General features: G+C 72.1%; 11 protein-coding genes. 6 read left to right on the forward strand and 5 right to left on the reverse strand.

The window, feature by feature from the left end:
- Window positions 1-108: 108 nt before the first annotated feature.
- The gene (locus BUS84_RS38140) at window positions 109-825 is read left to right on the forward strand and encodes a hypothetical protein (RefSeq protein WP_074309278.1); all 717 of its coding nucleotides are present in this window, start codon (window positions 109-111) and stop codon (window positions 823-825) included.
- Between the two features lie 22 nt (window positions 826-847).
- Here the strand turns inward: BUS84_RS38140 and BUS84_RS05495 are convergent, their stop codons facing one another.
- Window positions 848-1,690, reverse strand: coding sequence for a DUF3152 domain-containing protein (locus BUS84_RS05495; protein WP_084757228.1), 843 nt, complete (start codon window positions 1,688-1,690; stop codon window positions 848-850).
- Between the two features lie 138 nt (window positions 1,691-1,828).
- On the opposite strand from BUS84_RS05495, the gene BUS84_RS05500 reads away from it, so the two are divergent.
- Complete coding sequence (locus BUS84_RS05500; protein WP_074309280.1) at window positions 1,829-2,332, forward strand: SigE family RNA polymerase sigma factor; 504 nt, start codon at window positions 1,829-1,831, stop codon at window positions 2,330-2,332.
- The gene (locus BUS84_RS05505) at window positions 2,329-3,090 is read left to right on the forward strand and encodes a hypothetical protein (protein WP_074312158.1); all 762 of its coding nucleotides are present in this window, start codon (window positions 2,329-2,331) and stop codon (window positions 3,088-3,090) included. Before BUS84_RS05500 ends, BUS84_RS05505 begins: the two co-directional genes overlap by 4 nt.
- A gap of 29 nt (window positions 3,091-3,119) precedes the next feature.
- Here BUS84_RS05505 and BUS84_RS05510 read toward each other — a convergent pair whose 3' ends face one another.
- Window positions 3,120-5,960 carry an ATP-binding protein gene (locus BUS84_RS05510; RefSeq protein ID WP_074309282.1) on the reverse strand — a complete coding sequence of 947 codons (2,841 nt, stop codon included), beginning with the start codon at window positions 5,958-5,960 and terminating at the stop codon, window positions 3,120-3,122.
- Window positions 5,961-6,282: 322 nt separating this feature from the next.
- Here BUS84_RS05510 and BUS84_RS05515 point away from each other — a divergent pair, with 322 nt between their 5' ends.
- On the forward strand, window positions 6,283-7,581 hold the full coding sequence (locus BUS84_RS05515) for a M28 family metallopeptidase (protein ID WP_074309284.1): 1,299 nt from the start codon (window positions 6,283-6,285) through the stop codon (window positions 7,579-7,581).
- 132 nt (window positions 7,582-7,713) lie between these two features.
- Window positions 7,714-8,220 carry a hypothetical protein gene (locus tag BUS84_RS05520; protein WP_074309287.1) on the forward strand — a complete coding sequence of 169 codons (507 nt, stop codon included), beginning with the start codon at window positions 7,714-7,716 and terminating at the stop codon, window positions 8,218-8,220.
- Window positions 8,221-8,326: 106 nt separating this feature from the next.
- Here BUS84_RS05520 and BUS84_RS05525 read toward each other — a convergent pair whose 3' ends face one another.
- On the reverse strand, window positions 8,327-9,025 hold the full coding sequence (locus BUS84_RS05525; RefSeq protein ID WP_074309290.1) for an SDR family oxidoreductase: 699 nt from the start codon (window positions 9,023-9,025) through the stop codon (window positions 8,327-8,329).
- A gap of 161 nt (window positions 9,026-9,186) precedes the next feature.
- Here BUS84_RS05525 and htpG point away from each other — a divergent pair, with 161 nt between their 5' ends.
- The gene (gene htpG, locus BUS84_RS05530) at window positions 9,187-11,103 is read left to right on the forward strand and encodes a molecular chaperone HtpG (protein ID WP_074309292.1); all 1,917 of its coding nucleotides are present in this window, start codon (window positions 9,187-9,189) and stop codon (window positions 11,101-11,103) included.
- A 74-nt stretch (window positions 11,104-11,177) separates the two neighbouring features.
- On the opposite strand, the gene BUS84_RS05535 is transcribed toward htpG, so the two are convergent.
- Both BUS84_RS05535 and BUS84_RS05540 read right to left on the reverse strand, forming a co-directional pair.
- Entirely contained in the window at window positions 11,178-11,870 is a 693-nt protein-coding gene (locus BUS84_RS05535) for a nitroreductase family protein (RefSeq protein WP_074309294.1), read from the reverse strand.
- Window positions 11,867-12,202: an ArsR/SmtB family transcription factor gene (locus tag BUS84_RS05540; RefSeq protein ID WP_074312160.1), complete on the reverse strand. Its 336-nt coding sequence runs from the start codon at window positions 12,200-12,202 to the stop codon at window positions 11,867-11,869. The genes BUS84_RS05535 and BUS84_RS05540 overlap by 4 nt, the downstream gene beginning before the upstream one ends.
- Window positions 12,203-12,224 lie beyond the last annotated feature (22 nt).

The raw sequence follows: 12,224 nt of genomic DNA on the forward strand, positions 1-12,224 counted from the left end.
CGAGGCGGGTACGCGCGACACGCGTGCCCGCCTCGCGTCGCCGGGTCACCCACGCGTCACCGCGCTGGGGTAGCGTGCCTGGCACACAGACCGATCCGAGGTGATCTCATGCCTGCCGTCGTCGCACTCGTGCTGACCCTCGCACTGTCGCCAGCGCCGTCGCCGTCCGCCCCCTCGGGCCCGGTCCGTGACCTCATCGGCGGCGTCGGTCAGATCGTCGACGACCTGCTCGGCGCTGGCAGCGCCCCGAGTGCTTCCCCGAACCCGACGCCGACCCAAACTCGGCCGCCGTCCGCCGGGCCGTCGGCACCGGCGGCGCCCACCCCGGGGACGCCTGCCCCGGTGGCGCCCGCACCGGTGGCGCCCGCACCGGTGGCGCCCGCACCGGTGGCGCCCGTACCGACCCCCACGCCCGCCGGATCGTCGGCCGGTTCCCGGCTACCTGCGGCACCCGCCGGACCGGACCGGACCGCCGGGGGCCGGGGCACCCGTGAGGCGGCCGTGCCGCTGACGAACGGTAACGACCCGGTCGCCCCGCCGACGCTCGCCGCTCCGGACCGGAGCGGCTGGCCGCTGCTGACCGCGTACCACCTGTTGGTCGCTGGCGTCCTCGCGGTGCTGGCGTTGCTGCTCCTGCGCCGCCGCCGGGCGGTCGGCACAGCCGGCTCCGCCGGTACCCCTGCGCCGGCGCCCGCACCGACCCCTGCGCCGGATCCCGGCCCGGTGCCGGACAATGTGAGCCGACTGCCGACCAACCTCAACGCCATCTACGAGCTGGGCCGGCTGGACGAGCGGCTCGAACAGGAGCGCCGCCAACGGTCCTGACGCGCGGCGTCCGGCCGCCGGCTCAGCGAGCCGGCCGAGCGCCCTCGCGCGGCGGGATCTCGTCGTCGTACGCTCCGACTGGCCCGCGGTAGCGAACCCCGCCCGGGTACGGCCAGGCGTTGGCCGTGCACCCGTGCAGGCCCAACGTCTGTTGCTGCATCACCGGTGCCGTCCGGCCCCGCCCGGGGCACCGCTCGTGACCCAGGCCGAGCCGGTGCCCGACCTCGTGGTTCACCATGTACTGCCGGTACGTGGACAGGTCAGCGCCGTAGCCCGGCACCGCCTTGACCCAGCGCGCCACGTTGAGCACCACCCGGTGGCCGTTGCGGCACGAAGTGTAGCCGTCCGGAACGTCCTGGCACAGTTCGTCACGGGTACCGGGGGTCGCCAGGTAGATGGTGAAGTCGGCCGGCGTGCCGGCGCCCACCCTGCGCAGCCGCCAGGTGCCACCGGCCGTCCACCCACGCGGGTCGTTGAGCGTCGCGGAGACCGCTGCGGCGACGTCCGCCACCGGCAGGCCGCGGATGTCGCGCTCCACGGCGACGCGGTAACGCAGCAGCCGCCCGCTGTCGCCGCGCCCGGACGCCGTCTCGGCGAGGGCCACCGACCAGCGGTTACCGCCGGTGGCGGGATAGCTGATCGCGACGGCCGGTGCGGGCGCGACACCGGCGCTCCCTGCGGCTCCCGCCGGTCGGCCGGTCGCGGCCTGCCCCGCCGCGGGTTGCCCGGCGGGGGCCGGCCCGGTCGTGACCGGGCCGGTGGCGGGCTGCCCGGCCGCCGGCAGGCCGCAGCCGGTGAGCAGCGCCACCACCAGCAGCAAGGCCGCAGAGGCGGCCTGTCCTCGACGGGTAGCCTTCGTCGACATGTCTCTCCCTTCGCGCGCCGGTCTGCGGCGCCGCAGGGGAGGAGACGGGTGACCCTTCCGAAAAGTTGATCTCGAGGACGCTCAACCTTTCGTGGTCCTCGCCCGTCCGTAACTGTGTGGGACGGGGGAGGGTTCGGCGTGGCGCGGGGTGACGCGGAGTTCGTCGAGTTCGCGCGGGCGGCGTCCGCGCGGCTGGTGCACGCCGCGTTCCTGATGACGGGCGACCATCACCAGGCCGAGGATGCCGCGCAGACCGCCCTGGCCCGCACCTATGCGTCCTGGTCCCGGATCCGCGACGACGACGCGTACGGCTACGCCCGCCGCATCCTGGTCAACCATCTCGTGGACGGATGGCGGCGCCCGATCCGGGAGTATCCGACCGAGGAGGTCCCGGAGCAACGGCGGGACGACGTGGCCGACGAGGTGGCCACCCGGCGCTGGTTGACGGCCATCCTCGGCGTGCTGAGCCCTCGCGAGCGGGCGATCGTCGTGCTGCGCTACTACTTCGACCTGCCCGAAGCGCAGGTGGCCCGGGAACTCGCCATCTCCGTGGGCACGGTCAAGAGCACCAGCTCGCGGGCCCTGGAGAAGCTGCGCGGCACCGGACCGCGTGCCGTCGACACCCAGGAGGCGTGCCGATGAGCGAGCTGGACCGGCTCCGCCACGCCATGCGGGTGACCGAACGCTCCGGACCCACCCTCGACCTGGCTGCCGTCATGCGTGACGGGCGACGGTTGCGGACCCGCCGTCGGGTCGCCGGAGCCGGGGCGGCGACGCTGGCCACCGGCCTGGTCGCCGCCGTCGTCGCGGTGGTGGTCGGCGCGCTGCCGGGCGATCCGCGCACGGTCGAGCGTCCGCCGCAGGTCGCCGTCGCGCCCACGCCGCCGGCCGGTGTCTCCCCGACGCCGCCAAACCCGTTCGGACCCACGCCGGCGACCACGGCCGGCCCTGAGGAGCCGGTGCCGTCGCCACTGGGCCAGGTCGTGGACAGCGGAATCCGGTACGGGGTCGACCAGCGGGTGTACTACGTCGTCCAGGTATCGGTGCCCGGCGAGGCCGGGGTGAAGATCGGGCTGGCCGCCGGCCGCCGTGCCCCGGACGGCACGCTGACCACGGACCTCCTGGTCAACGACGTCGAGGGGTCCGACCGCAGCCCCGGATTCCATCAGATCGGCTACGACAGCGGGGGATCACCGGCGCCGGTGCCCACCTTCGGCTACTTCGTCGGCAAGGCGCAGCGGATCATCGGCACCGTGGACGGCCGGCAGGTCGCTGCCCGGCTGGCCGGGTGGAGCGCCGACAAACAGGTGGTGATCTTCTGGTTCGACCCGGCCGAGCTGGCGCCGGGGGATCGGCTGGACGGCATCGTGGCCCGCGACGGCGGCAACCGCCGGTTGTGACGCGCTGGTCGCCGCGCAGGGCCGGCGGCTCAGGCCAGCCGACCCTCGATGGTCACCGTCGTCCCCTCACCGGTGGAGACCAGCCGCACGTCGCCGTAGGCGTTCATCAGCAGCGCGCCCCGGCCCCGGTCCATCGCCGGCCGGCGGTCCCGCCAGGTGCCGAAGTCGCGCACCGAGATCCGGACCAGGTCGCCGCCAGCCTGGAGCCGGACGCGCACCTCCGGGCGGGTGGGTCGCTGGGCGTGCTCGACGGCGTTGTTCATCGCCTCGGACGCGGCGAGCAGCAGGTCCTGCTGCACGTCCGGGTCGACGTCCAGGCCGCTCAGCGCCAGCCGGACGTCCCGGCGCATCGCCGCCGCCGAGGTGGGCGCGGAGGGGTACGTCCATCCGACGTCGAGGACACCGCCGGCCGGCCCGTTCCGGCCGGGCGCAGCCGCGCCGATCGCGACTGCATCGGCGACGGTGCTCTGGGTGGCCGGCGCGGGCATGGTCGGTTCCACGGCCGTCGGAGCCGGCGTGACGGTGGTGACCATGGCAGGTGGCGCCGCCGCCGGGGTGGTGTCGATTGCCGGTGCAATGCGGTCGGCCGAGGTCGGGGCCGCGTCGGACCGGGGTGCCATGCTGGCGCGGGACCTGCGGATGGCGGCCCGGATCCGGGCGATCAGCTCGGCCGCGGCGAACGGCTTCACCACGTAGTCGTCGGCGCCCAGGCTCAGGCCCACCACGCTGGCCTCCCCGCCGGCACGGGCGGAGAGGACCAGCACCGCAAGCGCCCGGGTCGCCGGGTCCGCGCGCAGCCGGCGGACCAGCTCGAAGCCGTCCAGCACCGGCATCATCACGTCGGTGAGGACCAGGTCCGGGGGGTCGCGGTGGACCGCGTCGAGGGCCTGCCGGCCGTCGGTGACGGCCCGCACCCGCCAACCCTGCGCGGTGAGCAGCCGGCTCAGGTAGGCCCGCATGTCGCTGTTGTCGTCGGCGACCAGGATCCGTGCCCCGGTCAGCTCGTCCCCGGCAAGGCCGGACGTCGGATCGGGCTCCGCGACGCCACCGCCCGGGTCGGCCAGCCAGGTCGACGCCTCCTGGACGGCCGCGCGGGCCGCGTCACCCCGTCCGTTGGGAGTTGATCCGGTCGCCACGGTGCGGCGCGCCGCCGACCACGGCAGCGCCACGGTGAAGGTGCTGCCGACGCCGACCCGGCTGGTCACCCGGACCTCGCCACCCTCGAGCCGGGCCAGCGCGTGCACCAGGGCCAGGCCGATGCCGGTGCCCTCGTGACTGCGCGAGAGGGCGCCCTGCACCCGGTGGAAGCGTTCGAAGAGCTTTGGCAGCTCCTGTTCGGCGATGCCGATGCCGGTGTCCGTGACGGTGAGCCGCACCTCCTCGTCGTCGGCCTCCAGGCCAACCCGGATCCGGCCGATGAACGTGTACTTCAGGGCGTTGGACAGCAGGTTGGTGACGATGCGTTCCCAGTTGACCGGGTCCACCGTGACCGGCCGGGGCAGCGGCGGGCAGTCGACCTCCAGGGTCAGCCCGGCGCGCTCGACGGCGGCCCGGAAAACGCCGGCCAGCTCGGCCGTGAGCGTGGCGAGATCGACCATCCGCGCGTCGCTGCGGGCCCGCCCAGCCTCCAGGCTGGAGAAGGTCAGCAGGCTGTTGACCAGGGTCAACAGCCGGGTGGCGTTGCGCCAGGCGGTCTCCACCCGCTCGCGCTGCACCGGTGCCAGTGGCGCGGCGGAATCGCTGAGCGCGTCGGACAACGGACCGAGCATGAGGGTGAGGGGGGTACGGAACTCGTGGCTGACATTGGTGAAGAAGTCGGTCTTCACCCGGTCCAGCTCGGCCAGCGCCTCGGCCCGGCGCCGCTCCTCCTCGTACGCCTGCGCGTTGCGTAGTGCCACCGAGACCTGCTGGGCCAGTAGTTGGTAGAAGGAGCGGTACGCCTCGTCCAGCCCTCGGCTGGGGCTGACTCCGACCAGCAGGACGCCGAGCGGCTGGTCCTCGGTGGCTGAGGGCAGCGGCAGCGCCAGCGCGGTTTCGACCGGGTCCTTCCACGGGCCGGCCGGCAGCGCCAGCCGACCGGTGACGTCGGTCACCTCGGTCGCTCGGCCCTCGGCGGCGGCCGGCAGACCCCAGGCGCGGGCGGCCGTGCTCGGGTCGGTCAGCTCGGTGGCCTCCGGCAGCGCCCCCGCCACGGTGGCGTCATCCGGGTCGCCCCCGGCCCAGGCAACCCGCCGCAGGACCATGCCGTCGCGCAGGTAGATCGCGGCGAACGGCACGTCTAGCGGGTGGGCGTCGATGGCGTCGATCAGCCGGGCGCAGGTGGCGTCCACGTCGATGGTGCGCCCGTCACCACGTACGGACAGGTCGCGCAGCAGCCGCAGCCGCCGTTCGCCGACCACCTGCTGGGTGACCTCGCTGCACACCGTCATGACGCCGACGGTGCGGCCCTCGTCGTCGCGGGCCGGGGCGTGCGAGACGCTGAAGTACGCCTCCTCGCGGTAGCCGGCCCGCTCCAGCAGCAGTTGCAGGGCGGGCACCCAGCTGGCCACACCGGTCGCCATGGCCTGCTGGATCAGCGGGGCGAGCACGTCCCAGCCCTCGGCGAGGGTCACCCGCACGTCGTCGCCGAGCGCGGCCGGGTGCTTGTCGCCGATCAGCGCGGAGTAGGCGTCGTTGTAGAGCTGGGAGAAGCGGTCGCCCCAGAGCAGCAGCATGGGGTAGCGGGAGGAGAGCACCATCCGCACCGCGGCGCGCAGGCTCTGCGGCCAGCCGGTCACGGGGCCGAGCGGGGTGGCGGTCCAGTCCAGCTCCGCCATCAACCGGCCGGTTTCACCGCCGCCGGTGAACAGGTCCGTGCTGGGTCGTCTCACGCTCGACCCGGCCCCATCGCAAGCCCCCCGTTCCGGGCCCGATGACCCCCTGCTGGCGTTACCTACCCATCCTGGCACCTTCACTCACCTGTGCCGTCGCCGGCACCCGCCGATCCGGCCGCCCGGGTCCGCGAGCGCTCGGCGTTCGGAGCGGCGGCGGCGAAACGGGACGTTCCCTCCCCGTCGTGTCCGTTCCGACGGACCCGCTGGGCAGAGCGGATGCCGCCACCGAACCGGCGGGGGTTCCGGACGAACGACCGATGCCCAAGACATTGATATCTGTAAGTGGCTCGGTTATCTCTCCAACCCCCGAGGAGCCCCCATGAGAGGCAGAACGCTGAGCGCGGGCATCGCGCTCGCCGTGTTCACCGGGATGACGGTGACGCTGGCCGCCCAGCCGGTGACCGCGTCACCCCCCGCCGGAACGGCAGTGGCCCGGCCGATCGCCGCACCCGCCGCCGTCCTGGCGGCGCCGGACATCTCCGTCAGCAACGTCCAGGCGCACCTGACCCAGTTCAACTCCATCGCCAGCAGCAACGGCGGCAACCGACGGGCCGGCTCGGCCGGCTACACCGCCTCGCTCACCTACGTCAAGACCAGGCTCCAGGCAGCCGGCTACACGGTCAGCGAGCAGTACTGCTCCAGCTGCACGTACCCCTCGAACAACCTGATCGCGGAGTGGCGCGGCGGCCCGGCGGACCAGGTGGTCATGTTCGGCGCCCACCTCGACGGCGTCTCGGCCGGCCCGGGCATCAACGACAACGGCACCGGTTCGGCGACCCTGCTGGAGAACGCGCTGGTCCTTGCCGCACAGAACCCGACCATGACCAAGCGGGTCCGGTTCGCCTGGTGGACCGACGAGGAGCAGGGTCTCAACGGCTCCCGGTTCTACGTCAACTCGCTCAACGCCACCCAGCGCGGCTACATCAAGGGCTACTACAACTTCGACATGGTCGGCTCGACCAACGGTGGCTACTTCATCAACCGGGTCACCTCGACCACCGCGGCGCCGCTGAAGGCGTACTGGGACTCGTTGGGTCTGCAACCGGAGGAGAACGTCGAGGGGCAGGGACGCTCCGACGACTACTACTTCCAGCAGGCCGGCATCCCCACCTCGGGCTACGCCGCGGGCGCAAGTGCCCGCAAGACCAGCGCACAGGCGGCCAAATGGGGCGGCACCGCCAACTTTGCGTACGACCCGTGCTACCACCGGGCCTGCGACACGACCGCCAACGTCAGCGCCACCGTGCTCAACCGCTCGGCGGACGGCGTCGCGTACGCGCTGTGGCAGCTCGCCATGGGCGGCGGCACCCCGACCAACGACTTCTCCGTCGCGGTCAACCCCACCTCGCGCTCGGTCGCGCGGGGTGCCAGCACCACCGTCACCGTGGCCACCGCCGGCTCGGCGCAGTCGGTCAGCCTCTCCGCCTCCGGCGCGCCCAGCGGCGTGAGTGTCTCTTTCAGCCCGTCCTCGGTGACCTCCGCCGCCGGCTACGCCCAGCGCACCGTCAACGTGGCGGCGTACGCCGGGCTGACGGTGACGCTGAGGTTCACCGGCACCGAGGACTCCTCGTTGCAGACCAGCTTCGTGATCGACGACGTGACGCTGCAGGCGAGTTGACGTAGGTCGTCGGGTGGAGGTGGGCGACCGCCTCCACCCGCACCTAGTCACGGCTGTCTATCTCTGGTAGAAATCCTTCAAGGCCGGCCCCTGGTTCGCAAATATTCCACCCATCCTGCGAACGGGAGTGCCATGTCCGCCACCCGATCCATCCTGCGCCGCCGCGTGCTCACGCTGCTGGTGGCCACCCTCGCAACGGTCGGCGCCGCGCTCGGTCTCGCCGCCCCGGCCTTCGCCATCACCCACTCCAGCGCCACCTCGCAGCTGCGCGCCGCCAACATCTCCTGGACCTCCAGCGGCAACTGCAGCGACCGCAACGTGCCCACCTGCACCTCGTTCACCGGGGTCCGCCAGGCCACCATCGACGGCATCATCACCTTCAAGCGGGCCAGCGGCTGCGCGGTCACCATCACCGCCGGCACCGAGGTCGGGCATGCCGGCGGCACGTACAGCCACTGGAACGGCTACAAGCTCGACATCGCGCTGAGCACCTGCATCCAGAACTACATCTCCGCGAACTACACCTACGTCGGCTACATCGCCGGCTTCGGCTACCAGTACCGCGCCCCCTCGGGCAACCTCTACACCAAGGAGGGCAGCCACTGGGACATCCTCTTCTACAGCTGCGGCGGTTGCTGACGCCTGCCCGCTGAGGCGGGTGCGCGGACGGAGCTGACCGCGTACTCGACGACGGGCCGCCGCCGGGAAGCCGGCGGCGGCCCGATCACGGCCGTGGTGTCGCAGGTCAGGGCAGCTGGGGGTAGAGCGCGGCCACGCCGCCGGAGAGGCCCGCCTGCACCTGCCGGCTGGTCTCGTCGGTCACGATCTCGTACGCGTCGGCCTCGATGCCGTCCACCCCGATCCGGGCGATCGCCGCTGGATCGGACTTCGGGGCGGTGACCGCCGCGGCCATGTCGGTGTCCATGTAGCCGACGTGCAGGCCGGCGACCCGGATGCCCCGCTCGGCGAGCTGGAGGCGCAGCGCGTTGGTCATCGCCCACTCGGCCGACTTGGCGGCGCCGTACGCCCCGTGCCTCGGGAAGTTCACCCAGGACAGGGCGGAGAGCACGTTGAGGATCGTTCCGCCGCCGTTGCCCACGATGACCGGGGCGAACGCCCGGATCATCGACAGGTTGCCGATGTAGTGGGTCTCCAGCTCGAGCCGGACGAGGTCCAGGTCGCCTTCCATCAGGTCGGTTCCGAGATCGATGCCGGCGTTGTTGACCAGCAGGTTCACGTCGCCGGCCAGCTCGGCGGCGGCGGCCACCGAGGCGGGGTCGGTGATGTCCAGCCGGACCGGCGTCACGCCGGGCAGGTCGACGCTGTCCGGGTTGCGGGCGCCGGCGTAGACGGTCGCGCCGCGGGAGAGGAGTTCGGCGGCCAGGTGCCGGCCGAAGCCGCGGTTGGCGCCGGTGACGAGAGCGGTACTTCCAGCGATCTTCATGGGAGCCAGGCTATCGGGCTGACTTACGATAACCAAAGTCAGCTACCTCACGGCGGCGCCACGCCCGGATCGGGAATACGACCCGGACGCGCCCACGACCCGGCCGGTGACGGCTCGTATCCTTTCCGCGAACCTCCGCATGAGCCGAGAAGGGAGACGGTGTGAGCAACCAGGCCGAGACGTTGGAATTCCAGGCCGAGGCGCGTCAGCTCCTCCAGTTGGTCGTCCACTCGATCTATTCGAACAAGGATGTCTTCCTGCGGGAACTCATCTCGAACGCGTCCGACGCGCTGGACAAGCTGCGGCTGGCGACCCTGGTCGACAAGGACCTCGTCGCCGACACCAACGACCTGCACGTCGCCATCGAGGTCGACCGGGACGCCCGCACCCTGACCGTGCGGGACAACGGCATCGGGATGACCCGCGACGAGGTGATCCGGCTGATCGGCACCATCGCCAAGTCGGGCACCGCCGAGCTGCTGCGCCAGCTGCGCGAGTCCGCCGACGCCCGTGCCTCGCAGGATCTGATCGGCCAGTTCGGTGTCGGCTTCTACGCCGCGTTCATGGTCGCCGACCGGGTCACCCTGCTGACCCGTAAGGCCGGCGAGACCGGCGGCACCCGCTGGGAGTCCACCGGCGAGGGCACGTACTCGATCGAGACCGTCGACGAGGCACCGCAGGGCACCACGGTGACCCTGCACCTCAAGCCGGCCGACACCGAGGACAACCTGCACGACTACACCGCCGACTGGACCATCCGGGAGATCGTCAAGCGGTACTCCGACTTCATCGCCTGGCCGATCCGGATGCGCGTCGAGCGCCCCGGCGCCGACGAAGCAGCCGCCACCAGCGAGGTGCAGACGCTCAACTCGATGAAGGCGCTCTGGGCGCGGCCCCGCGACGAGGTCGACGCCACCGAGTACCACGAGTTCTACAAGCACGTCAGCCACGACTGGGCCGACCCGCTCGAGGTCGTGCACATGAAGGGCGAGGGCACCTTCGAGTACGAGGCGCTGCTGTTCCTGCCCAGCCACGCCCCGCTGGACATGTTCGCCCCGCAGGGCCGCCGTGGCGTCCAGCTCTACGTCAAGCGCGTGTTCATCATGGACGACTGCGAGGCGCTGGTCCCCACCTACCTGCGCTTCGTCAAGGGTGTGGTCGACGCGCACGACCTGTCGCTGAACATCTCCCGGGAGATCCTCCAGCAGGACCGGCAGATCCAGATCGTCCGCCGCCGGCTGGTCCGCAAGGTCCTCGCCACGGTCCGGGACCTCAAGGCCAACCACCCCGAGCGCTACCGCACCTTCTGGACGGAGTTCGGCGCGGTGGTCAAGGAGGGGCTGATCGACGACACCGACAACCGCGACACCCTGCTGGAGATCCTGTCGGCGGCCTCCACCCACGACCCGGCCGAGCCGACCGACCTGGCCGGCTACGTGGCACGGATGAAGGACGGCCAGAGCGACATCTGGTACGCCACCGGCGACTCCCGGGCCACCATCGAGAACTCCCCGCACCTGGAGGCGTTCCGGGCCAAGGGCCACGAGGTGCTGCTGCTCACCGACCCGGTCGACGAGGTGTGGGTCGAGCGGGTCGGCCAGTACGACGGCCGCCCGCTGCGCTCGATCGCCAAGGGCGAGGTCGACCTGGACACCGACGAGGAGAAGCAGCAGGCCGAGACCGAGCGCGAGCAGCAGCGACAGGAATTCGCCGCGCTGCTCGACTGGCTCGGCACGACCCTGGCCGACAGCGTCCGGGAGGTCCGCCTGTCGTCGCGCCTGACCACCTCACCGGCCTGCGTCGTCGGTGACGCGCACGATCTCACCCCGACCCTGGAGAAGATGTACCGGGCGATGGGGCACGAGGTCCCGTCGGCGAAGCGGATCCTGGAGATCAATCCCGGTCACCCGCTGGTCGCCGGGCTGCGCAAGGCCCACGAGCAGAGCGGGGGCTCCGAGGCGCTGACCGAGACGGCCGAGCTGCTGTACGGCCTGGCGGTGCTCGCCGAGGGTGGCGAGCTGGCCGACCCGGCCCGCTTCACCCGGGCGCTGGCCGACCGGCTGGCGCGCAGCCTCTGACCGACGGACCCCTCCGGCCGGCGGGCCGCCCGCTCAGCGGGCCCCCGCCGGCCGGGCCCGAGCCGTGGCACCTGCTACCAGCGATCCCAATGAGCGAAAGCTCCGGCGTCCGCGCGGGGCCCGGGCTTGAAGTCCGTGCCGAGGGTGTAGGCCACCGGGGTGAGGGCCACCTGCACGACGGTGTCGTAGGGGATGTCGAGCAGGTCGGCCATCTCCCGCTCGTAGCTGAGATGGCTCGTGGTCCACGCGGTGCCCAGCCCGCGCTCCCGGGCGGCCAGCATGAAGCTCCAGAACGCTGGTATGACCGAACCCCAGGCCCCCGCCTGTCCGCGAACGCTGTCGAGCTCCGCGCGTGACTCGACGCGCAGACACGGAATGAGCAGCAGCGGAGCCTCGTGCAGGTGGTCCGCGAGGTGTTGCAGGCTGCCGGCGATGCGACCCCACTGCGCGGAGGCGAAGTCCATCCGGCTGAAGGCGGGACCGGCGCTCCCGGAGGCGGGTGGTGGGGCCATCAGGCCAAGCCGCCACAGCCGCGCGACGGCGGCGCGGGTCTCCTGGTCCTCGACGAAGATGAAGTCCCAGCGCTGCCTGTTCCGGCCACTGGGTGCCTGCAGGGCGATCCGGAGGCAGTCCTCGATGACGTCCCGGGGGACCGGGCGTCGCAGGTCGAGACGCTTCCGGACGGCGCGCGTCGTGGTCAGGACCTCGTCGGCGCTCAGGCCGAGCGTGCCCGTCGCGTCGGGCCGGGTAGATCTCGAGTCGGTCATGCCGGTGCTCCCGTGCGCTGGGGAATCTCAAGGTTCGCAGTGATCGCGGGAAGGACACCGGGAAACCGCTCATTGATCTCGTCGGCGCGCAATTCGTGACGGCGGAAACTGCCGTTCGGCGTGACGCGGAGGACGCCGGCCTCTCGCAGGACCTTCAGATGGTGCGAGAGCGTCGACATGCTGACCTCGGACAACGCCTCGAACTTTCCGCAGACGACGCCACCGGCCCGGGCCAGCTGCCGTACGACGCTCAGGCGCACCGGGTCCGCGAGGGCGCCGAGCAGCGTGGCCAGGTCGACCGAGGCGAGATCGGGATGATGCAGGGCTCTCATGGACACCATGCTAGCTTTCATT

The sequence above is a fragment of the Micromonospora cremea genome (assembly GCF_900143515.1).
Lineage (GTDB): Bacteria > Actinomycetota > Actinomycetes > Mycobacteriales > Micromonosporaceae > Micromonospora > Micromonospora cremea.

What these genes read in the sequence shown, in the direction of transcription:
- BUS84_RS05535 (WP_074309294.1), bottom strand. Translation starts at nt 11,870, where the DNA reads ATGACCGACTCGAGATCTACCCGGCCCGACGCGACGGGCACGCTCGGC.
- BUS84_RS05525 (WP_074309290.1), bottom strand. Translation starts at nt 9,025, where the DNA reads ATGAAGATCGCTGGAAGTACCGCTCTCGTCACCGGCGCCAACCGCGGC.
- BUS84_RS38140 (WP_074309278.1), top strand. Translation starts at nt 109, where the DNA reads ATGCCTGCCGTCGTCGCACTCGTGCTGACCCTCGCACTGTCGCCAGCG.
- BUS84_RS05515 (WP_074309284.1), top strand. Translation starts at nt 6,283, where the DNA reads ATGAGAGGCAGAACGCTGAGCGCGGGCATCGCGCTCGCCGTGTTCACC.
- BUS84_RS05520 (WP_074309287.1), top strand. Translation starts at nt 7,714, where the DNA reads ATGTCCGCCACCCGATCCATCCTGCGCCGCCGCGTGCTCACGCTGCTG.
- BUS84_RS05495 (WP_084757228.1), bottom strand. Translation starts at nt 1,690, where the DNA reads ATGTCGACGAAGGCTACCCGTCGAGGACAGGCCGCCTCTGCGGCCTTG.
- BUS84_RS05540 (WP_074312160.1), bottom strand. Translation starts at nt 12,202, where the DNA reads ATGAGAGCCCTGCATCATCCCGATCTCGCCTCGGTCGACCTGGCCACG.
- BUS84_RS05505 (WP_074312158.1), top strand. Translation starts at nt 2,329, where the DNA reads ATGAGCGAGCTGGACCGGCTCCGCCACGCCATGCGGGTGACCGAACGC.